This window comes from Massilia paldalensis, from assembly GCF_044901715.1.
Lineage (GTDB): Bacteria > Pseudomonadota > Gammaproteobacteria > Burkholderiales > Burkholderiaceae_D > Telluria > Telluria paldalensis.
The window spans coordinates 242,136-261,910 of the sequence record NZ_JBJCIU010000002.1 but is presented as its reverse complement, the minus strand read 5'-3'; the positions used below and the strand labels follow the sequence as shown (position 1 = coordinate 261,910).

Below are 19,775 nucleotides of genomic sequence, written 5' to 3'. Positions count from 1 at the left end.
GCCCGATGCGCAGGGAATCAACCCCGGCGGCCGCGGCGCGGCATGCCGGAGTCGCTCACGCGCGCGCCCTGGCCGCGACGGTTCTGGCCGGCGCCGGCGAAACCGAAGGTGGTCTGCAGCGGATCCGGCTGGCGCGGGCCCTTGCCCTTGGCACCGCCCTTGCCTCCGGCGCCGTTCGCGCCGCGCGCGCCCTGCCCGCCCGGACGACCGTTCTGGCCGCCCGCGCGGCCGTTCTGGGCACCCGGGCGGCCACCCTGCGCGCCCGGACGGCCGGCCGGTGCCGGCGGGACGCCCAGCACGCTCAGGATGCCGGCCTGGCCGCGGCCCGCGCCGGCCCGCACGACCGGCGGGCCGAACGGATCGACATTGCGGTTGACGTCGGCACGGTCGATGCGGTTGCCGTTCGGCTCGCGGTCCTCGCCCTGCTGGCCGTTGCGGCGGCCGTTGCCCTGCTGGCCCTTGCCGGCGCCGGCGCCCGCATTGCCGCCCTGCCCGCCCTTCTTCTCGATGCCGAAGGCGGTCAGGAAGTTGCGCACGTCGTTGTCTTCCAGCTCTTCCCAGCGGCCGCGCTTGAGGCCGCTCGGCAGCGTCATCGCGCCGTAGCGGGTACGGATCAGGCGCGAGACGGTCAGGCCGACCGCCTCGAACATGCGGCGCACCTCGCGGTTGCGGCCCTCGCCGATCACCACGCGATACCAGCGGTTGACGCCTTCGCCGCCGCCGTCGGCGATCTTGGTGAAGTTCGCCAGGCCGTCGTCCAGCTCGACGCCGGCCAGCAGCTTCTGGCGCATGCCCTCTTCCAGCTCGCCCAGCGTGCGCACGGCGTACTCACGGTCGATGTTGTAGCGCGGGTGCATGAGCCGGTTGGCCAGGTCGCCCGAGTTCGTGAACAGCAGCAGGCCTTCGGTATTGAAGTCGAGGCGGCCGACGGCCAGCCACTTGCCGGTCTTCATGGTCGGCAGGCGGTCGAACACGGACGGACGGCCTTCCGGATCGTCCGCGCTGACGATCTCGCCGGCCGGCTTGTGGTACACCAGCACGCGCGGCGGCTTGTTGTTGTTGACGCGGCGCTGCAGCAGCTTGCCGTTGATGCGCACGGCGTCGGTCGGCAGGATGCGCTGGCCGATGTGGGCCGGCTCGCCGTTCACCGACACGCGGCCGGCGACGATCAGCTCTTCCATGTCGCGGCGCGAACCGAGGCCGGCCTCGGCCAGCACCTTGTGCAGCTTGGGCGCATCGTCGTCGGCCGTGAGGTCGCGGCGCGCCTTGGACGGCTGGACCTGGCCGCGGCCACCCTCGTTGGCGTCGAACGCGTCCGAGGTGACGAAGGAGAACACGGCGTCGGCGTCGTTGCCCTTGCCCTTGGCGTCGCCCTTGCCCTTGCCGTTGCGGTTCTTGGCGTTCTTGCCTTGCGGCTGCGCGCCCTTGCCCTGGCCGGCTGGCTGGCCCTGCTGGGCATTCTGGACTTGCTGGCCGCGCTGGCTCTGCTGGCCTTGCTGGCCCTTCTTCATGTTCTTCTGCTGGCGCGGCGAGCGGTGCGTCACGAGGCCGCCTTCCACGGTGGCGCCGGCAGCGGCTTCGGCCGCGCCGTCGACGCCGGCCTCGGCCTGCGGAGCACGTTCCTGGCGCTCCTGCTGGAGCGCGGCGCGTTGCTGGCGCTGCTCGCGCATCTGGCGCGGACCGCGCGGCTTGCGCTGAACGTCCTGTCCGTCCTGGCGCACCGCGCCGTCGCCCGCATCGGCGGACGGGGCGGCCGGCTGCGCGGCGGCCGCGACCGGCTGGGCGGCGGCTGGCGCGGCCGGTGCCGCGGCATCCGCAGCAGGCGCAGTAGCAGCAACAGCAGGCTCCTTCTTGGCGCGCGGCTTGCGCGGCGCCTTGGCGGCGACGGCTGCCGGCGCGCCTTCGGCGGCGGCGCCGGCCGACTGCGCTTCGCTCACGGCGGCGGCGCCTTCGGGGGCAGCTTCCTTCGCTGCGGCGGTCTTGCGGGTGCGCTTGGGCTTGGCCACGGGCTCTGCGGCCGCGGATTCGGCCGCCTGCGCGCCGTCGGCTGCCTGGGCCGCCTGCGCCTTGGTGCGGCGCTTCGGCTTGGCAACCGCCTCCAGCCCTGCCTCGGCAGGGGTCGTCTCGGTGGTGTCAGTTGGATTCATCATTCGTTTCTTGGTTTTGCTGACCTGGGCTCAACCGCCGGATGCGGGCGCAGGCTCGTGAATCGGGACTTCAACGGGTGAAGTGTCGTCAAATTGTTGTTGCAAGGCCGCTTCCAGCGCCTCCAGGCTGCGGCCGGCGCCGATGTCCGCCACCTGCTGCAAGGGCGGCAGCGCCGACAGCGAGGCCAGGCCCAGGTCGTCGAGAAATTGCTTGGTCGTTCCCAACAGGGCCGGGCGGCCCGGCACTTCGCGGTGCCCGACCACGTCGATCCAGCCGCGGTCCTCGAGCATCTTGATCGTCTGCGAGTTCACCGCCACGCCGCGGATCTCCTCGATGTCGCCGCGCGTCACCGGCTGGCGGTAGGCGATGATCGCCAGCGTTTCCAGCGTGGCGCGCGAATACTTCGGCGGCTTTTCCGGCGAAATGCGGTCCAGGTAGGGCTTCATCTCGGGCCGGCTCTGGAAGCGCCAGCCGGAAGCCAGGCTGACGATCTCGATGCCGCGGTCGCGCCAGTCGTGGCGCAGTTCTTCCAGCAACAGCTTGATCGTGTCCGCACCGACGCCCGCCCCCACCTGCTTGCCGCCACCGTCGACGTCGGCGAACAGTTTCTTCATGCCGTGGAGCGTCATCGGCTCGCGCGCGCACAACAAGGCGGTCTCGAGCACCTTCTTGGCCTCATCAGTGTTCATAGCGATGTCGTCTGCGGGTTTGCACCTGGATGCAAAGAAAATATCAAACACAATCCGCTCAACGCCAGCGCATGAGCGCCTGCGGTACGAAGCCCTGGCTGGCCCGTAGGATGCAACGTTGAATCGGGGTTCCGCGCCCGGACCGGAACTCCGGGCGGAAATGCGGGGGACTTGATGCCCGCCACGCGGCAACCCGCACGACAGGCGGATTGCTAACGGTTGATTTCGGCGAAACGCTGCTGGCGCGAGGACTTGCCGGGCCCGGGAGAGCCGGCTCCGGAGGCGGGGCTCCGGATGCGCGCCCCGCGAGCGAGCGACATCGTTTCTACCAATTGCCGGTCATTGTACCCGATAAAACCGCGAACGGGACATGCCGCGCGCATTGGATCGCTCGGCATCGCTCGCTGCCGCCGCCGAAACGCGGGGGCCGGCGCCGGATCAGCGGCCGAGCCGGTCGGCCAGGATGGCCGAAACCCCCGTGAACGCGGGATATTCGGCTGTGATCACATAGGTCGGCACCTGGGCCAGGTAAGCGGAGAAGCGGCCCTTCTGCTCGAAGCGCTCGCGGAAGCACGACAGGCCGAAGCGCTCCTTCAGGCGCGGGACGATGCCCCCGCCGATATAGACGCCACCCTGCGCGCCCAGCGTCACGGCCAGGTTGCCGGCGATGGTGCCGAGCATGCCGCAGAAGGTTTCCAGCACCTCCTCGCACAGCGGGCAGGTCCGGTCGAGGCCGCGGCGCGAGATTTCCGGGGCGCCCAGGCCCTCGTCCGGCACCTTGCGGTAGTCGGCCAGTGCACGGTAGATCAGTTCGACGCCGGCGCCCGAGATGAAGCGCTCGGCCGACACGTGCTCGAATTCGCGCCAGGCGTATTGCAGGATGGCGACTTCGGTCTCGTTGGCCGGGGCGAAGGTGACGTGGCCGCCCTCGCTGCGCAGCGCCGTCCAGCCCTTGCCGTCCGGGGCCGCGATCAGGCCGGAGACGCCCAGGCCCGTGCCGGCGCCGACGAGGCCGATGGCTTCGCCCGCCAGCGGCGCGCCGCCGCCCACCTGCTGCTTCTCGTGCGGGGCCAGGTAAGGCAGCGCCATCGCCAGCGCGGAAAAATCGTTGACCACGACAAAGGTGTCGAAACCGATGTCGCGCCGCACTTCCTCGATCGAAAACGCCCAGTGGTGGTTGGTCATGCGCACGCAGTCGCCCGTCACCGGATTGGCGATGGCGATCGCCGCATGGCGCGCGTCGCCGTAGGCGGCGACGGCCGGCAGCGCCAGGTAGGCGCGCATGGCGTCGGGCAGCGTCGCGTGGGCGGCGCAGGCCAGCACCTCGATCGCGGCGATCCGGCCCGGCCCGAGTTCCAGCGCGAAACGCGCATTGGTGCCGCCGATGTCGGCCAGCAGGCGCGGGCTGTCATGGGCGGAATCGAACACGGGAGCGGCGGCGGAAACGGGCGAAGCGGTCATGGTTGCCAACAAAAAAACAGATGCGGGAAGCTTAAGGATTTATTGGCTTCGACGCAAGTGCTTATTGTAGTTTAGGTACATGCAACGACTAGAAGCCCCGATCTGGCGCAAAAAGACGGGATAGTTGACAAGTAGTCGAACTACTAAAACACGGCATGCCGAGTACCTGCCGGCCGCGCGGCGCACGCACCGGCCCGCGCCATGCAACCGGTGTCAGCCGGCCTTGGGCGTGAGTTCGGCGTCGGCCTGGGCCGCGGCGCAGTGCGCGTTCCAGGCGTCCAGGCCGCCATGCAGGGGCCGGGCGCGATGGAAGCCGTTCTTGACGAATTCCTTCGCGACCTGGGCCGCGGTGATGTCGTTCGGGCAGGAGCAGTAGACGACGATGTGGCGTTCCTTGTCGAGCGTGGCCATGAGGCGCTCCGGTACGGCATCGCCGTAGACCAGCGCGCCGGGAATGCCCTGCTCGAGCTGGCGGGCCGTCACGCCGCGGGCGTCGACGATGAGGGGTTCGTGGCCGGCTTCGAGCATGTCCTTGAGCTCTTCCATCGTCACGCGCGGCACCTTGGCGGCGCCGAGGTTGCGCTTGCGCTCGATGTACTTGAGTAATACGAACAGGCCCAGCAGGACGGCGATGATGGTGATGGCCGTGCCGCCGAGGTTGCCGAGCCAGGCGATCACGTCGTCAATGCTGTCGTGGAACCAGGCGCCGATGCCCATGCCGACGCTGCTCCAGAACAGGCCGCCGATCGCGGAAAACGCCAGGAAGTGGCGCGTGCGGGTGCCGGTGGCGCCGGCCAGCGGCGACACGATGGTGCTGAAGCCCGGAATGAATTTGGCGACCATCAGCGACTTGGCGCCCCAGCGGCCGAAGTTGTCTTCGGTCTGGCTGACGCAGGAATCGGGCGACAGCGAAATCTTGCACAGCAGGCGCAGGATGCGCCGGCCATAGTACTGCCCGGCGCGGAACCAGAAGTAGTCGCTGATCAGGCAGGCCAGCACCGAGGCGCCCAGGTACACGGGCCAGTTGGCGCCGCCGTCGACGGCCATGGCGCCGGCGATGATGAGCACAGGAAACGCAGGAATCGGCAGGCCGAGCTGCTCGACCAGCACGAGACCGAACACGATCAGTGCGCCGTAAGTGTGGATGAGGTGCGAAAGCGAGGCCATTTCACTATGTTAGCGGAAAACCATCGGCGCGTTTGGGTTTCCCCTGCTTTTGCCCGGCATTTGGCCGGGCCTTGCCCTCTTGCGTGCCCTCGTGCGCTCTTTGCGCAACAGTCGCGCCCCTGGTGCGTCACGCGTCCTGCGGTTCCGGCCCCCGCGTGCGCCCCGGCGCCGCCAGCTTGACGGGGCGGTGCGTGCGTGCCGACGTGTAGATCGCCTCCATGATGCGCTGGTCCTGCAAGCCTTCCTCGCCCGGCGTATGGACATCCTGGTCCTGCTGGATGCAGCGGGCGAAATGGTCGAGCTCGGCCGCGAACTGGTTCTTGTTCTCGGCCTGGATCTCGCTCGCGTGTTCCTTGCCGTCGACCTGGTGCGACACCTTCAGCCTGATCCCCTCGTAGGCATAGGCGGGATTGAGCTCGGCCCAGGCCGTCGTGCCGTTCAATCGGAACATCTGCGACTTGTGCGAGGCATAGCCCGTCGTGCAGCTGGCGATGAAGCCGCTGGGAAAGCGCAGCACGAACTGGCAGGATTCCTCGACTTCCTTGAAGCGCGGATCGCCCGGCGTCGAATACGTGTTGCCGATGACCTCGACCGGTTCCTCGCCGCTGAGGAAGCGCGCCGCATTGATGCAGTACAGGCCCACGTCCGGCAAGGCCCCGCCGCCGGCCAGCGCGCGCTTCAGGCGCCAGTGCTGCGGGTCGGCCATGTGCTGGGAGTTCACGGAAATGAACTCCTTCAGCTGGCCCAGTTCCTTGTTGCGGATCATCTTGACCAGCGTGCGGTCGTTTTCCTCGTACTGGCTGCGGTAGGCGATCATCAGCTTCTTCTTCGCCTTGCGGCAAGCCTCGATCATCTGCTGGCACTCGGCCACGCTATTGGCCATCGGCTTTTCGCACAGCACATGCTTGCCGGCACGGGCAGCACGCACCGTGTACTCCGCGTGCATGCTGTTGGGCAGTGCGATGTACACGGCCTGCACCTCCGGCATATTGGCCAGCTTGTCGTAGTCCTTGTAGTCGAGCACGGCACTCTCGGGGATGTTGTACTGGTGCGCGACCTTCAGCGCCTTGGCGCGGTCGCCGCTGACCAGCGCGACGGGCTTCGCATGCTTGCTCTGGGCAAACGCAGGCAGCATCTCGTTGACGCTGATCCGCCCCACGCCGACGATGGCCACGCCGACCCGCTCGTTCCACGGATCGCCGGGCGGCTCGGTCTTTTCCGGTTTCTCGCTCTTGGCCTCGATCGGCGGAAATTCGATCTTGTCCTTCTCGTTGGCGGCGGCCTGCATCGCGGGCGCGGACAGGGCCGCCAGCGTTCCCATATAGCGCAGGAACTCCCTGCGCTGCGGCTGGCTGTGCGTCATGTGATCCTCGGTGGATAAGAAAAATGCATCTTCCCACGCGATGTTGAACGCCAGCGCCAGCTTGCCTTCGCAACATTCGGGGTCAGAGCACATCCATTTAAAAATTCGGGGTCAGAGCACATTTCCCGCAGGCCGGCATTGCCGCATCAAGTCGCCAGATGCACTCGAATAGCCGGCATTCGGTACAAAGCAAAATGTGCTCTGACCCCGAATTTGGCGAAAAATGTGCTCTGACCCCGAATTTCAGGCGCCGGGGATGGCGGCCAGCAGTTGGCGGGTGTAGGGGTGCTGGGGGCTGCGGTAGAGCTCGTCGGAGTCGGCCATTTCGACCACGCTGCCGTGGTGCATCACCATCACGCGGTCCGAGATGTACTTGACGACGGACAGGTCGTGCGAGATGAAGAGGTAGCTCATCCCGTACTCGTCCTGCAGGTCCTGCAGCAGGTTCAGCACCTGGGCCTGTACGGACACGTCCAGCGCCGACACCGACTCGTCGCACACGAGGATCTCCGGCTTCATCGTCAGGCAGCGCGCGATGGCGATGCGCTGGCGCTGGCCGCCGGAGAATTCGTGCGGGTAGCGGTCGAAGGCCTGGGCCGGCAGGCCGACGCGTTGCAGCAGGTAGCGCGCGTGCTCCACGCGCTCGGCATCGTTCGCGCCGATGCGGTGGATGCGCATCGGCTCGAGCAGGATCTGGCCGACGGTGAAGCGCGGGTTCAGCGAGGCATACGGGTTCTGGAAGATGATCTGGATGCGCCGCTTGTAGGGCTGGAACTCGCGGTCCGACATCTTCGCCAGATCGCGCCCCTCGAACAGCACGCTGCCGCCGCTCGCGCGGTGCAGGCGCAGCAGGGTCAGGCCGACCGTCGTCTTGCCGGAGCCGGATTCGCCGACGACACCCAGCGTCTTGCCGCGCGGCAGCGTGAACGACACGTCCTTCACGGCGTGGAAGGCGCGCTTGCCGAACAGTCCCTCGCGCAGGTAAAAACTTTTCGCCAGATTCTTTACGACGAGCACATTGTCGTCGCCAGGCGCATAGCCGCGCGTGCGCTGCGGCAGCGCGATGCCTTCCTGCACCCGCCCCGCCAGCACGTCGTCGATGACGGGCAGGCGCAGCGGCCGCTCGTCCAGCTTCGGCCGGCAATGCAGCAGCGCGCGCGTATAGGCGTCCTCGGGGCTGCCCAGCACCTGGGCGGCCTCCCCCTCCTCCCTGACCTCGCCGTGGCGCATGACGATTACCCTGTCCGCGATCTCGCCCACGAGGCCGAGGTCGTGCGTGATGAACAGCACGGCCATGCGGCGCCGCTGCTGCAGGCGCGCGATCAGCTCCATGATCTGCTTCTGGATCGTCACGTCGAGCGCCGTGGTCGGCTCGTCGGCGATCAGCAGCTTCGGTTCGCAGGCGATCGCCATCGCGATCATCACGCGCTGCTGCTGGCCGCCCGACATCTGGCTCGGATAGGCATCGATCTTGGTGGCGGGATCGGGAATGCCGACCTCGTCCAGCAGTTCCAGCGTGCGCGCGCGCGCCGCGCGCCGGTCCATGCCCATGTGCAGGCGCAGCACCTCGCCGATCTGGAAGCCCACGGTGAACACGGGATTCAGCGACGACATCGGTTCCTGGAAGATCATCGCGATGTCCTTGCCGCACAGGCGCCTGCGCGCGGCGACGCTCTGGTCGAGCAGTTCGCGGCCCTCGAAGCGGATCGATGAGCCTGCGTGGATGATCGTGGTGTCGGGCGGCAGCAGGCCCATCACGGCCAGCGAGCTGACCGACTTGCCGCTCCCCGATTCGCCCACCAGCGCCACGGTGCCCTCGGCCGGCAGGTCGAACGAGATGCCCTTGACGGCGTCGACGGTGTTCTTCTTGTCCGTCCGGAAGGACACGCGCAGGTTGCGCACTTCAAGCAATTGTTCAGCCATGGCTCACTTCACTTTCGGATCGAGCGCATCGCGCAGCGCGTCGGCGAACAGGGAGAAGGCCGTCACCAGCACGGCCATCGCGCTGGCGGCCGCCGCCAGCTGCCACCATTTGCCGAGGATGAGTTCGTTCTGCGCCTCGTTCAGCATGCTGCCCCAGGATACGGTCCCGACCGGCACGCCGAAGCCGAGGAAGGACAGGATCACCTCGGCCTTGATGAAGCCGACCACGAGGATCGACACCTGCACCAGCGCCACGTGCGAGACGTTGGGGAAGATGTGGCCGAACATCTTGCGCCAGCTCGATGCGCCGATGGCATCGGCGGCCATCACGTATTCGCGCGCCTTGTGCTTCATGTACTCGGCGCGGATCAGGCGGTACGGGCCCGTCCAGCCGGTCAGGCCCAGGATCAGCACGATGGTCATGACGCCCTTCGTCTGCAGCACGGCCGCCACCGCCAGGATCATCAGGATCGAGGGGATCGCCGTGAACACGCTGTAGAACCAGTTGAAGACATCGTCGACGCGGCCGCCGTAGAAGCCGGACAGGGCCCCGAACAGCGTGCCCAGCGCCACCGCGACGAAGGCGGCGACGAGGCCCACGACGATCGAGGTCTGGCCGCCCTTGATGGTCTTCTTGACGATGTCGTGCCCCCATTTGTCGGCGCCGAACGGCAGCGTGGCCGCCTTCGCGGCGGGCGCCGCGGCGCCGTGCGCGGCCAGCCCTGCCTTCAGCGCGGCGATGTCGGCGGCCAGCGGATCGAAGGCGTTCGGCGGCGCCGGCGGGGCCGGCCGCGCCAGCGCCGCGAGCGCCGGGTCGGGGCCGACGAAGGTCGGCGGCGCATAGTTCACCGCCACCTCGTCTTCCCAGTCGGCGGCGACCAGGCCGGCGGCCGCCAGCAGCACGGACAGCAGGAACAGGCAGACGACGGCCAGCGAGGCCATGGCGACGCGGTCGGCACGCAGGCGGCGCCAGGCCAGCGCCCACAGGCCGGGAGAAACGGGAGCATGGTGGAGCGCGTTCATGACAGCTGCACGCGCGGATCGACGGCCTGGTACAGCAGGTCGGCCAGCAGGTTGAACACCATCGTGGCGGCGGCGACATAGACGGTGATCGCCTTGATGACGGGGAAGTCGCTGCGCTCGACGGCCAGGATCACTTCGCGCCCGATGCCGGGAATGCCGAAGAAGCGCTCCAGCAGGAAGGCGCCGATCAGGAGGGCCGGCAGGTTCGACATCACGTAGGTGATGATGGGAATCGCCGCATTGCGCAGCACGTGCACCCAGACGATGCGCCGCTCCGGCAGGCCCTTGGCGCGCGCCGTGCGCACGTAGTCCTGGTTCACCTCGTCCAGCACGAAGCTGCGGAACAGGCGCAGCGTGGGCGCCAGCGACACAACCAGGCCGATCAGGATGGGCAGGGTCGCGTAGCGCAGCAGGTTCTCCAGGAAGTGCTCGCCCCAGCCCTGCACGGGGAACAGGCCCAGCTTGTAGGCCAGCCCGTACTGGAACACGATGATGTAGACGAGGATCGAGATCGACATCCCGACCGTGCACGCGACCATCACGAGGCGGTCGGTCAGCGAGCCGCGCACGAAGGCGATGGCCAGCGCCAGCGCGATGCCGATCGCCGTCTCCAGGATCGTCAGGGGCACGAGGACCGTCAGCGACGGGCCCAGGCGGCTGGCGATGATGTGCGACACCGGCTCGCCCGTGGCCCAGGCGTTGCCGAAGTCGAAGGTAAGGATCTGCTTCACGAAGATGCCCAGCTGGACGTACCAGGGTTCGTCCAGCCCGAGCTGGGCGCGGATGCTGGCGATGGCGCGGGCATCGGCCATCTTGCCCGCCAACAGGTAGGACGGATCGCCGCCCACCCAGTTGAACAGCACGAACACCAGCACGACGACACCCGCCATGGTCGGCAGCATCTGCCACAGGCGCCGCAGGATATAAGCAACCATCGAAATTCCCGGATCGTTCAAGCACGCGCATGCGCGGCGAATGCCGAACTATAGACGAGTTTGGCCGCTCTGCGCCGGGAAAAAATGTCGGCTGGCCATAACCGCAGTCGATACCGATGTGTTGTAACTACGCAATAGGGTTCCGGCTTGTATTGACTTACATCATGCACAGATGATCTGATGTGCTTAATAAAAGGAAAATTTTTCTTTTATGTAAATGAAGAGAGAGGTACGGTTTTACATTCTTCGGTTCCAGCATATGCATGCTTGAATCCTGCACCACCCGGAATGTGTTTTCGCACCAGGAAGAACAGAAATCCATCGATGGAGTCGTAATGCACCAGAAGAAAGCAGTAGCACAAGCAGTGTCCCTGGCCCTGGCGTACGTTGCCTTTGGCGCCCCCGCACTGGCCCAGGACACGGTCCAGGGTTCGATCCAGCGCGTCGAAGTGACGGGTTCCAGCATCAAGCGCGCCACCGCCGAGACGGCGTCGCCGATCCAGGTGATCAGCCGCGAAGACATCGCCAAGTCCGGCAAGGCCACGGTCGCCGAATACCTGCAGACCCTGACCGCCGACGGCGCCGGTTCGCTGCCGACCGGCTTCGGCAACGGCTTCGCCGCCGGTTCCACCGCGATCTCGCTGCGCGGCCTGGGTGCCACCTCGACCCTGGTGCTGCTGAACGGCCGCCGCATGGCGCCCTTCGCCCGTGCCGACGACGGCCAGAAGAGCTTCACCGACCTGTCCACCGTGCCGATGGAAGCCGTCGAGCGCATCGAGGTGCTGAAGGATGGCGCTTCCTCGACCTACGGCGCCGATGCCATCGCCGGCGTCGTCAACATCATCCTGCGCAAGGACTTCACGGGCCTGGTCTTCAAGATCGAAGCCGGCGAATCGCGCTACCGCGACGCCGAACAGGGCAAGGCCGCCATCACCTGGGGCAAGGGCCGCCTGGACGAGGACGGCTACAACTGGATGGTCAACGCCGAGGTGTACGGCAACCACGAGCTGATGAACAAGGACCGCTCGGACCGCGACTGGATCGGCCACGGCGACATCCGTCCGTGGGGCTATGCCGCCAACGGCCAGTTCGCCTCCGGCTACATCACCCCGGGCGCCGCCAGCCCGAGCCCGGCCGGCGCGATTCGCGATCCGAAGACGGGCAACTACGTCGGCCTGGCCGGCTGCTCGCAGTTCTCGCCGGTGACGGCCCAGGACCCGGCCGGCGGCTGCCTGTGGTACGCCGACCAGTTCCGCTCGATGCAGCCGAAGATCGGCGGCATCAATTTGTACACCCGCTTCACCAAGAACCTCGACGGCGACCTGCAGTTGTACGGCGAAGCCGGCTACTCCAAGCGCGACACCGAATTCACCCTGGTGCCGCCGTCGACCAGCTCGACCGTCGCCTTCCCGCCGAACGCCGCCAACCCGTCCGGCGTGATCCTGTACGGCAACACCATCCTGATGGCCGCCAACCATCCGCAGAACCCGTATGGCGTCGCCACCCGCGTGCGCTACTCGATGTTCGACGTGGGCGCGAGCACCCGCTCGGCCGACAACGAATTCAGCCGCTTCGTCGTCGGCCTGAAGGGCCAGCGCTTCGGCTGGGACTTCGACACCGGCTACACCCACTCGGAATCGGCGCTGGACCTGAACTACAGCAACATGATCAACATGAAGGTGCTGCAGCAGGCCCTGGGCAACCCGGCCAGCCAGTACTTCCCGTACTACATCGGCACCCAGGCGGGCAAGAACCCGGCCTCGCTGTACTCGGCCATGGTCGTGAACGCCAAGTCGCACTCGACCACCGAGCTGGACGTGGTCGACTTCAAGGCTTCGCGCGAGCTGTTCGCCCTGCCGGGCGGTAACATGGGCCTGGCCGTGGGCGCCGAATACCGCCGCCTGAAGCTGGACAATCCGTCGCTGTCGGGTTCCGAAGACGGCACCATCAACTCGTCCTACGTGGCCGCCAAGGGCACCGACGACGTCAAGGCCGTGTTCGTCGAAGTCGCGGCGCCGGTCCTGCAGACGGTCGAGCTGACCGGCGCCGTCCGCTACGACAAGTACAAGAACTTCAACTCGACCACGCCGAAGCTGGGCGCCAAGTGGACCCCGGTCAAGACCTTCGCGCTGCGCGGCACCTACTCGGAAGGCTTCCGTGCCCCGGGTCCGGCCGAATCGGGCGCCCAGAGCCAGTCGACCGGCAACTCGTCGGTGCGCGATCCGATCCGCTGCCCGGGCGGCACGCCGGCCGCCGGCGGCGCCACCCAGGCCGACTGCTCGATCACCATCGGCGCCGTCAAGGTCGGCAACCCGAACCTGCAGCCGGAAGAGTCGAAGGGCTACACGCTGGGCATGGTGTGGGATCCGCTGCCGAACACCAGCTTCTCGCTGGATGGCTGGAAGATCAAGCGCAGCAACGAGATCAACCCGCTGTCCTACGTCGAAGCCGCCGCGCTGCCGACCGCCATCCGCCAGGACAACAACCTGGTCGTGAACGGCGTCGTGCGTCCGAACACGGGCACCCTGCTGCTGTCGAACGCGCCGTACCAGAACTCCAGCTACACGGAAGTCAAGGGCATCGACCTCGACCTCAAGCAGCGCATCGCGCTGGGCAGCTACGGCCGCGCCGTGGTCGGCCTGACCTGGACCCACGTCGCCACCTGGATGCGCGTCGAGAAGAACGGCACCGCGTTCCAGTACGCCGGCACCCACGGCAACTGCGACACGTCGAACTGCGCCGGCACGCCGAAGAACAAGATCAGCGTGAACGCCAACTGGGACTACGACAAGCTGAGCATGAGCGCGATCGCCAACTGGCGCGACAGCATGGACAACGTGCGCTTCGCCGGCGACAAGTGCGCCTCGCAGTTCGCCGACGGCTCCCCGGCGCCGTACGGCTGCAAGCTGGCCTCGTTCATGACCGTCGACCTGTCGGCCCGCTACAAGCTGACCGCCAACTGGCAGATCTACGGCTCGATCCAGAACCTGTTCGACAAGGTCGCGCCGCTCGATCCGCTGACCTACGGCGGCCTGAGCTACAACCCGATGGATGCCAGCGGCGCCATCGGCCGCTACTTCAAGGTGGGCGCGCGCTACCAGTTCTGAGCGCTGAAAACGTAGTCGTTTGATCACGGGACGGTGAGCAATCACCGTCCCGTTTTTTATTGGTGCAAGCCTGCACTCTGGCGATACATATAGTCCGTATTGACGCACCAAATCGATCATTACTTTATTTGAACAGAATTCCTTATATTCAAATTAAATTCGATTATATCCATATAAATAAAAATTACATTCAAAAATGTCGTATTTATGCATACATACGTGTTAATACGTTGACTTTGTTTTTCTGCAATGTTTTTATTGATATGTAGCAAATAAAAGCCTCCGCTGGTGCAGGGGGGACAAGATCGATAAACGACTAGCTGTTGTCCGGCAGGGGAGTGTCAGCCGGCACAGAGTTCAGAAGGGACTCAAGAAAATGATGGCGGAAAAAGTTTTATCTCGTTCAGTACGTTTGATGTTTGCCGGCGGCATGGCACTCGGCGCGACCGTCGCGGTCGCCCAGGAAACCGGCGCCGAGGCGCCCGCCTCGCTGCAGCGCGTGGAAGTCACCGGCTCGCGCATTCCTTCCCTCAATACCGAAGGCTCCAGCCCGATCACCACGCTGAGCTCGAAGGACATCAAGATCGACGGCATGCGCAATGTCGAAGACCTGCTGAACAACCTGCCCCAGGTGTTCGCCTCGCAGGGCGCCGCGATCTCGAACGGCGCCTCCGGCACCGCCACCGTCGACCTGCGCGGCATGGGCTCGCAGCGTACGCTGGTGCTGATCAACGGCAAGCGCATGCCGGCCGGTAGCGTGCTCAACACGGCAGCCGACCTGAACCAGATTCCGTCCCAACTGATCCGCCGCGTCGACGTGCTGACCGGCGGCGCCGGCGCCGTGTACGGCTCCGGCGCGGTCGCGGGCGTCGTCAACTTCATCCTGAAGGACGACTTCAGCGGCGTCGAACTGGAAGCCAACATCTCCGGCGCCAACCACCGCCAGCACAACGACGAGGTGCAGTCGGTGGTGCGCGCGAAAGGCTTCCCGCTGCCGGACAACCGCAACTTCGACGGCAAGAAGTACGACTTCAGCCTCCTGGCCGGCGCCAACTTCGCCGACAACAAGGGCAACGCCACCTTCTTCGTCTCGCACCGCCACGCCGATGCGCTGACCCAGGCCCAGCGCGACTTTTCCGCCTGCTCGCTGGGCGCTTCCGACCCCGGCTTCGCCTGCTCGGGCTCGGGCACCTCGATCGCCCGCGTGGGCGCGTTCACGCCGGACGCGAACGGCAATCCGCGCCGCTACGTGACCGCCACCGATGCCTACAACTTCGGCCCGCTGAACTTCTTCCAGCGCCCGTCGGACGAGTACAACATCAACTCCACGCTGCACTACGACCTGCACCCGAACGCGCGCCTGTACAGCGAGTTCAACTTCCACCACTACAACACCGACGCCCAGATCGCGCCGGGCGGCATCTTCTACGGTGAGCAGGCCACGATCGCCTACGAAAACCCGCTGCTGAACGCGGCCTGGCGCCAGGCGCTGGGCCTGACCGCACCGGGCCAGACCACCACCGTTTCCGTGGGCAAGCGCAATACCGAAGGCGGCCCGCGCAACAACAGCATCACCGACATGTCGTTCCGCGAAGTGCTGGGCGTGAAGGGCATGGTCGCCGACTGGAGCTACGACGTGTTCGGCCAGTTCGCCCGCGTCAACCACAACGACAAGTCGACCGGCTACTTCTCGAGCCGCCTGATCAGCCGCGCGCTGGACGTCGTTCCCGACGCCAACGGCAACGCCGTGTGCCGCTCGGCCCTGAACGGCACCGACCCGGCCTGCGTCCCCTACAACCTGTACAAGCAGGGCGGCATCACCCAGGCCGCGCTCGACTACCTGAACGCCACCGGCTCGACCGGCGGCTACACCCAGCAGAGCGTGTTCGGCATGAACTTCGGCACCGACCTCACCCGCTACGGCCTGAAGCTGCCGACCGCCGGCAGCGGCGTGGGCGTGTCGTTCGGCTACGAGCAGCGCGTCGAGAAGCTGTCGTACGAGCCCGACTACGAAAACCAGACCGGCGACCTGTCCGGCGCCGGCGGCGCATCGCCCGCCGTGGCCGGTTCGTACAACGTCAAGGAAGCCTTCGGCGAAGTGCGCGTCCCCCTGCTGGAAGACCTGCCGTTCGCCAAGCGCCTGGACCTGAACGCGTCCTACCGCCACTCCAAGTACAGCACCGACGCCAAGACCAATACCTGGGGCGTGGGCCTGGACTGGGAGCCGATCAGCGAGCTGCGCTTCCGCGGTTCGGCCCAGCGCGCCGTCCGCGCGCCGAACATCTATGAACTGTACACGGGCCAAGCCGTCGTGCTCGCCGGTCCGAACGACGACCCGTGCGAAGGCGAGAACCCGAAAGCCACGCTGGCGCAATGCGTGAACACGGGCCTGCCGGCAGGGCTGTACGGCCAGGTGACGGAGAACTCGACCAACCAGTACAACGGCCGTACCGGCGGCAACCCCAACGTCAAGCCGGAAACCGCCGACACCTATACGCTGGGCGTCGTGATCGAGCCGATCAAGAACCTGACCATTACCTTGGACGCTTTCAAGCTGAAGATCGAAGACGCCATCCAGTCGGTCAACGCCCAGAGCGTGTTCACCCAGTGCTTGACCACGGGTAACCCGCTGTACTGCGGCCTGATCCACCGCGACCAGCTCGGCTCGCTGTGGCTGACCCCGGGCGGCTACGTCGAAGCCGGCACCACCAACATCGGCTCGCAGGGCACCTCGGGCATGGACGTGGGCGCCAGCTACCGCATGCGCCTGCCGCAGAACTACGGCAACCTGGACTTCACCATGAACGGTACCTACCTGCGTACCTACACGGTCGAGAACCTGCCGGGCAACGGCGACTACGATTGCGTGGGCCTGTATGGCGCCACCTGCGGCACCCCGACCCCGAAATGGCGCCACAAGGCCCGCCTGACCTGGTCGACGCCGTTCAACTTCGACATCTCGGCCACCTGGCGCTACTACGACAAGGTCAAGAATGACATGCTGGACGGTAACGAACAGCTGGCAGGCGAGCTGGACACCCAACGCGACGCCTACCTGTCGCGCCGCAACTACCTGGACCTGTCGGGCGTGTACCGCTTCAACCGCAACCTGGCGCTGAGCCTGGGCGTGAACAACCTGTTCGACAAGGATCCGCCGGTGGCTTCGTCGAGCTCGGTGACCGGCACCTCGGGCAACGGCAACACCTACCCGCAGGTGTACGACTCGTACGGCCGCTTCGTGTACGCCAACCTGACCTACCGTTTCTAAGCGGTCCCGGTTCTTCGGCAGCATGAAAAAACCGCCGCCGGCAGCGATGCCGGCGGCGGTTTCTTTTTCGGGGTCGTCCCTGCGCAGGCAGGAACCCAAGTCGACATCCCGCACGGGGCATCAGCCCCCGTAGCTGCCCTCTTCCTGCGAAAACGCATTCATCCCCGCCTGCATCGCCGTCACCAGTGCCCGTTCCGGCCCCGTCAGCTGCGGGTGCCAGATGTCGAACATCAGGATGGCGCGCAGACGGTCGCTGTCGTTCCACGCTTCGTGTTCGATGGTGTCGTCGAACACCCAGGCCCTGCCCTCCTCCCAGGCACGCACGTCGTTGCCGACCCGGAAGCCGCAACCGGGCGGCACCACCAGCGGCAGGTGCACGACGAGGCGCGCGTTGCTGACGCCGCAATGGGGCGGGATGCGCGTCCTCGGCGTCAGCACGGAAAACATCGCGACGGGCGTGCGGCCCGGCTGGTCCGGCTGGGGGGCGCCGGCCAGCAGGCGCATCGTGTGCGGGCAGCGCGCCGCGTTAGCGGCATGGACGGCGCCGCCCTCGATCAGGTGGAACGCACTCCAGCGCGGAGAACGGTTCAGCTCGGCCCACTGGCGCAGGGGCTGGTCCTCGTCGTACTGCATGTAGGGCACGAAACCGGGCGCGCGTTCCGGACCGTCGGCCAGTACGGCCAGGCATTCGGCGCGCACGGCATCGACGCCGGCCTCGACCGCGTCGAGCCAGGGAAAGTCGCGCCGCTCGAAGAAGGTCACGGGCGCCAGGCCCTGGAAGTGGAACAGCGCCGGCTGCGGTTCGTAGCGGCGCTTGCGGCCCAGCATGATGTCGAGCGACGCGGCGAAGCGTCCCGTGCCTTCGCCGTCCAGCGCGCGCAGCAGCGGCGCCATCCAGTCGTCGAGGAAGCGGCCGAAGTCGCGGTCGTAGGCCTCGCGGTAGGCCAGCGCTTCCTGCAGGGCCGGACGCAGCTGCGGCGCCAGGCGCTCGAGGGGGGGCGCCACCGCGGCCACCGCGCCGTGGGCGCGCGCCGCCGCATGCTTCTTGCCCTGGCGCGTGTACAGCGCGGCGCGCAGGATCAGGGCCAGCAGGTCGGTCGGATCGATGGCCAGCGCGCGCCGGATCGCCTCCTCCTCGCGCGCTTCGTCGCGCTGGGCGTTGCAGACCAGGGCCAGCTGGATCCACGGTTGCTTGTCGCCGCCGCCCTGCGCCACCAGGCGTTCGAGCAAGGCGCGCGCCTCGCCGAAGGCGCCGCCATGCTGGCGCAGCCGGGCCAGCGCCAGCAGCGCGCCGGGGTGGTCCGGCATACGCGCCAGGACGGCTTCCCACAGGCGCCCCGCGTGGCCCGGATCGCCACGCTGCAGCGCGTTGCGGGCATCGCGCTCCAAGGCGCCGATTGCATCATCGATTCGTTCTTCCATCGCCACCCCTGTATGTACATGTACATACGATTCTGGCCGACGATGCTGCCGGAAGGCAAGCCGACGATACTTTGTTTTTCGCCGCCCCCGTCAGACGCTCAGTCGCGGCGCAGGCGGCGCTGGCGCACGGACGCGGCCAGGTTGTCCAGCACGCCGATGCTGGTCTCCCAGTCGATGCAGCCGTCGGTGACGGACTGGCCGTAGACAAGCTCGCGGTCCGGCACCAGGTCCTGGCGCCCGCCCACCAGGTGCGACTCGACCATCACGCCGACGATGCGGTCGTCGCCTTCGGCCAGCTGGCGGCCGATGTCGGCGCACACGGGCACCTGGTTGGCCGGGTTCTTGCTGCTGTTGGCGTGCGAGGCGTCGATCATCAGGCGCGCGGCCAGGCCGTTGGCGGCCAGCTGCTTGCAGGCTTCCTCGACGCTGGCGGCGTCGTAGTTCGGCGTCTTGCCGCCGCGCAGGATGATGTGGCAATCCTCGTTCCCCGCGGTCGACACGATGGCCGAGTGGCCGCCCTTGGTCACCGACAGGAAGTGGTGCGGCTGCGAGGCGGCCTTGATGGCATCGGCGGCGATCTTGATGTTGCCGTCCGTGCCGTTCTTGAAACCGACGGGGCAGGACAGGCCGGACGCCAGCTCGCGGTGCACCTGCGACTCCGTGGTGCGGGCACCGATCGCGCCCCAGCTGATCAAATCGGCGATGTACTGCGGGCTGATCACGTCCAGGAATTCGGTGCCGGCCGGCAGGCCCAGCTCGTTGATGTCGCGCAGCAGCTCGCGCGCCATGCGCAGGCCGTCGTTGATGCGGAAGCTGTTGTCCATGTACGGGTCGTTGATCAGGCCCTTCCAGCCCACGGTGGTGCGCGGCTTCTCGAAGTACACGCGCATGACGATCTCGAGATCGCCGGCGAAGCGCGTGCGCTGCTCGGCCAGGCGGCGCGCGTAGTCCATCGCGGCCTTCGGATCGTGGATCGAGCACGGGCCGATCACCACCAGCAGGCGGTCGTCCTGGGCGTGCAGGATGCGGTGCAGCGCCACGCGTGCCTGCGACGCGGTCTGTTCCGCCGCCGGGGTGACCGGGAACTCGCGGATCAGGTGCGAGGGCGGGGTCAGTTCCTTCATTTCGCGGATGCGTAAATCGTCGGTGCGGGGCATTGCTGTTCTCCGTTCGCTGGTTGGCTGCTTGATGAATCGGGGGCCCAAACGAAAAAACCGCCATCGCTGGCGGTTTTTCTGGAATTCGTGTCGGACTTCGTTCTGTTGTTGC

Annotated in this window: 12 protein-coding genes; 2 read left to right on the top strand and 10 right to left on the bottom strand. The window is 66.9% G+C overall.

Annotated elements, in window-relative coordinates; genetic code table 11:
* Nucleotides 1-17 precede the first annotated feature (17 nt).
* From rluB to ACI1V7_RS10845, 8 genes are all read right to left on the bottom strand, one after another.
* Nucleotides 18-2,147 carry a 23S rRNA pseudouridine(2605) synthase RluB gene (rluB, locus tag ACI1V7_RS10880; protein ID WP_404532511.1) on the bottom strand — a complete coding sequence of 710 codons (2,130 nt, stop codon included), beginning with the start codon at nt 2,145-2,147 and terminating at the stop codon, nt 18-20.
* Nucleotides 2,148-2,177: 30 nt separating this feature from the next.
* The gene (gene scpB, locus ACI1V7_RS10875; RefSeq protein WP_404531778.1) at nt 2,178-2,837 is read right to left on the bottom strand and encodes an SMC-Scp complex subunit ScpB; all 660 of its coding nucleotides are present in this window, start codon (nt 2,835-2,837) and stop codon (nt 2,178-2,180) included.
* A 438-nt stretch (nt 2,838-3,275) separates the two neighbouring features.
* Entirely contained in the window at nt 3,276-4,298 is a 1,023-nt protein-coding gene (locus tag ACI1V7_RS10870) for a glucokinase (RefSeq protein ID WP_404531777.1), read from the bottom strand.
* Between the two features lie 213 nt (nt 4,299-4,511).
* The gene (locus tag ACI1V7_RS10865; RefSeq protein WP_404531776.1) at nt 4,512-5,465 is read right to left on the bottom strand and encodes a rhodanese-like domain-containing protein; all 954 of its coding nucleotides are present in this window, start codon (nt 5,463-5,465) and stop codon (nt 4,512-4,514) included.
* 127 nt (nt 5,466-5,592) lie between these two features.
* Nucleotides 5,593-6,828 (bottom strand): Gfo/Idh/MocA family protein, encoded by a 1,236-nt coding sequence (locus tag ACI1V7_RS10860; protein WP_404531775.1) that lies wholly within the window; start codon nt 6,826-6,828, stop codon nt 5,593-5,595.
* A 243-nt stretch (nt 6,829-7,071) separates the two neighbouring features.
* A complete protein-coding gene (locus ACI1V7_RS10855; protein WP_404531774.1) occupies nt 7,072-8,751 on the bottom strand; it encodes an ABC transporter ATP-binding protein in 1,680 nt (559 codons plus the stop codon).
* Nucleotides 8,752-8,754: 3 nt separating this feature from the next.
* Entirely contained in the window at nt 8,755-9,774 is a 1,020-nt protein-coding gene (locus ACI1V7_RS10850; RefSeq protein ID WP_404531773.1) for an ABC transporter permease, read from the bottom strand.
* Nucleotides 9,771-10,709, bottom strand: coding sequence for an ABC transporter permease (locus ACI1V7_RS10845; protein WP_404531772.1), 939 nt, complete (start codon nt 10,707-10,709; stop codon nt 9,771-9,773). The genes ACI1V7_RS10850 and ACI1V7_RS10845 overlap by 4 nt, the downstream gene beginning before the upstream one ends.
* 335 nt (nt 10,710-11,044) lie before the next feature.
* Here ACI1V7_RS10845 and ACI1V7_RS10840 point away from each other — a divergent pair, with 335 nt between their 5' ends.
* Nucleotides 11,045-13,816, top strand: a complete 2,772-nt coding sequence (locus ACI1V7_RS10840; RefSeq protein WP_404531771.1) for a TonB-dependent receptor — start codon at nt 11,045-11,047, stop codon at nt 13,814-13,816.
* A gap of 430 nt (nt 13,817-14,246) precedes the next feature.
* The gene (locus tag ACI1V7_RS10835) at nt 14,247-17,084 is read left to right on the top strand and encodes a TonB-dependent receptor (protein WP_404531770.1); all 2,838 of its coding nucleotides are present in this window, start codon (nt 14,247-14,249) and stop codon (nt 17,082-17,084) included.
* A 120-nt stretch (nt 17,085-17,204) separates the two neighbouring features.
* Here ACI1V7_RS10835 and ACI1V7_RS10830 read toward each other — a convergent pair whose 3' ends face one another.
* Both ACI1V7_RS10830 and aroG read right to left on the bottom strand, forming a co-directional pair.
* Nucleotides 17,205-18,506: an aspartyl/asparaginyl beta-hydroxylase domain-containing protein gene (locus ACI1V7_RS10830; protein ID WP_404531769.1), complete on the bottom strand. Its 1,302-nt coding sequence runs from the start codon at nt 18,504-18,506 to the stop codon at nt 17,205-17,207.
* 98 nt (nt 18,507-18,604) lie between these two features.
* On the bottom strand, nt 18,605-19,663 hold the full coding sequence (aroG, locus tag ACI1V7_RS10825) for a 3-deoxy-7-phosphoheptulonate synthase AroG (RefSeq protein ID WP_404531768.1): 1,059 nt from the start codon (nt 19,661-19,663) through the stop codon (nt 18,605-18,607).
* Nucleotides 19,664-19,775 lie beyond the last annotated feature (112 nt).

Excerpts from the sequence above, each read along its gene's own strand:
- ACI1V7_RS10850 (WP_404531773.1), bottom strand. The coding sequence starts at position 9,774 with ATGAACGCGCTCCACCATGCTCCCGTTTCTCCCGGCCTGTGGGCGCTG.
- ACI1V7_RS10865 (WP_404531776.1), bottom strand. The coding sequence starts at position 5,465 with ATGGCCTCGCTTTCGCACCTCATCCACACTTACGGCGCACTGATCGTG.
- ACI1V7_RS10840 (WP_404531771.1), top strand. The coding sequence starts at position 11,045 with ATGCACCAGAAGAAAGCAGTAGCACAAGCAGTGTCCCTGGCCCTGGCG.
- ACI1V7_RS10855 (WP_404531774.1), bottom strand. The coding sequence starts at position 8,751 with ATGGCTGAACAATTGCTTGAAGTGCGCAACCTGCGCGTGTCCTTCCGG.
- rluB (WP_404532511.1), bottom strand. The coding sequence starts at position 2,147 with ATGAATCCAACTGACACCACCGAGACGACCCCTGCCGAGGCAGGGCTG.
- ACI1V7_RS10860 (WP_404531775.1), bottom strand. The coding sequence starts at position 6,828 with ATGACGCACAGCCAGCCGCAGCGCAGGGAGTTCCTGCGCTATATGGGA.
- ACI1V7_RS10870 (WP_404531777.1), bottom strand. The coding sequence starts at position 4,298 with ATGACCGCTTCGCCCGTTTCCGCCGCCGCTCCCGTGTTCGATTCCGCC.
- ACI1V7_RS10830 (WP_404531769.1), bottom strand. The coding sequence starts at position 18,506 with ATGGAAGAACGAATCGATGATGCAATCGGCGCCTTGGAGCGCGATGCC.
- ACI1V7_RS10845 (WP_404531772.1), bottom strand. The coding sequence starts at position 10,709 with ATGGTTGCTTATATCCTGCGGCGCCTGTGGCAGATGCTGCCGACCATG.
- scpB (WP_404531778.1), bottom strand. The coding sequence starts at position 2,837 with ATGAACACTGATGAGGCCAAGAAGGTGCTCGAGACCGCCTTGTTGTGC.
- ACI1V7_RS10835 (WP_404531770.1), top strand. The coding sequence starts at position 14,247 with ATGGCACTCGGCGCGACCGTCGCGGTCGCCCAGGAAACCGGCGCCGAG.
- aroG (WP_404531768.1), bottom strand. The coding sequence starts at position 19,663 with ATGCCCCGCACCGACGATTTACGCATCCGCGAAATGAAGGAACTGACC.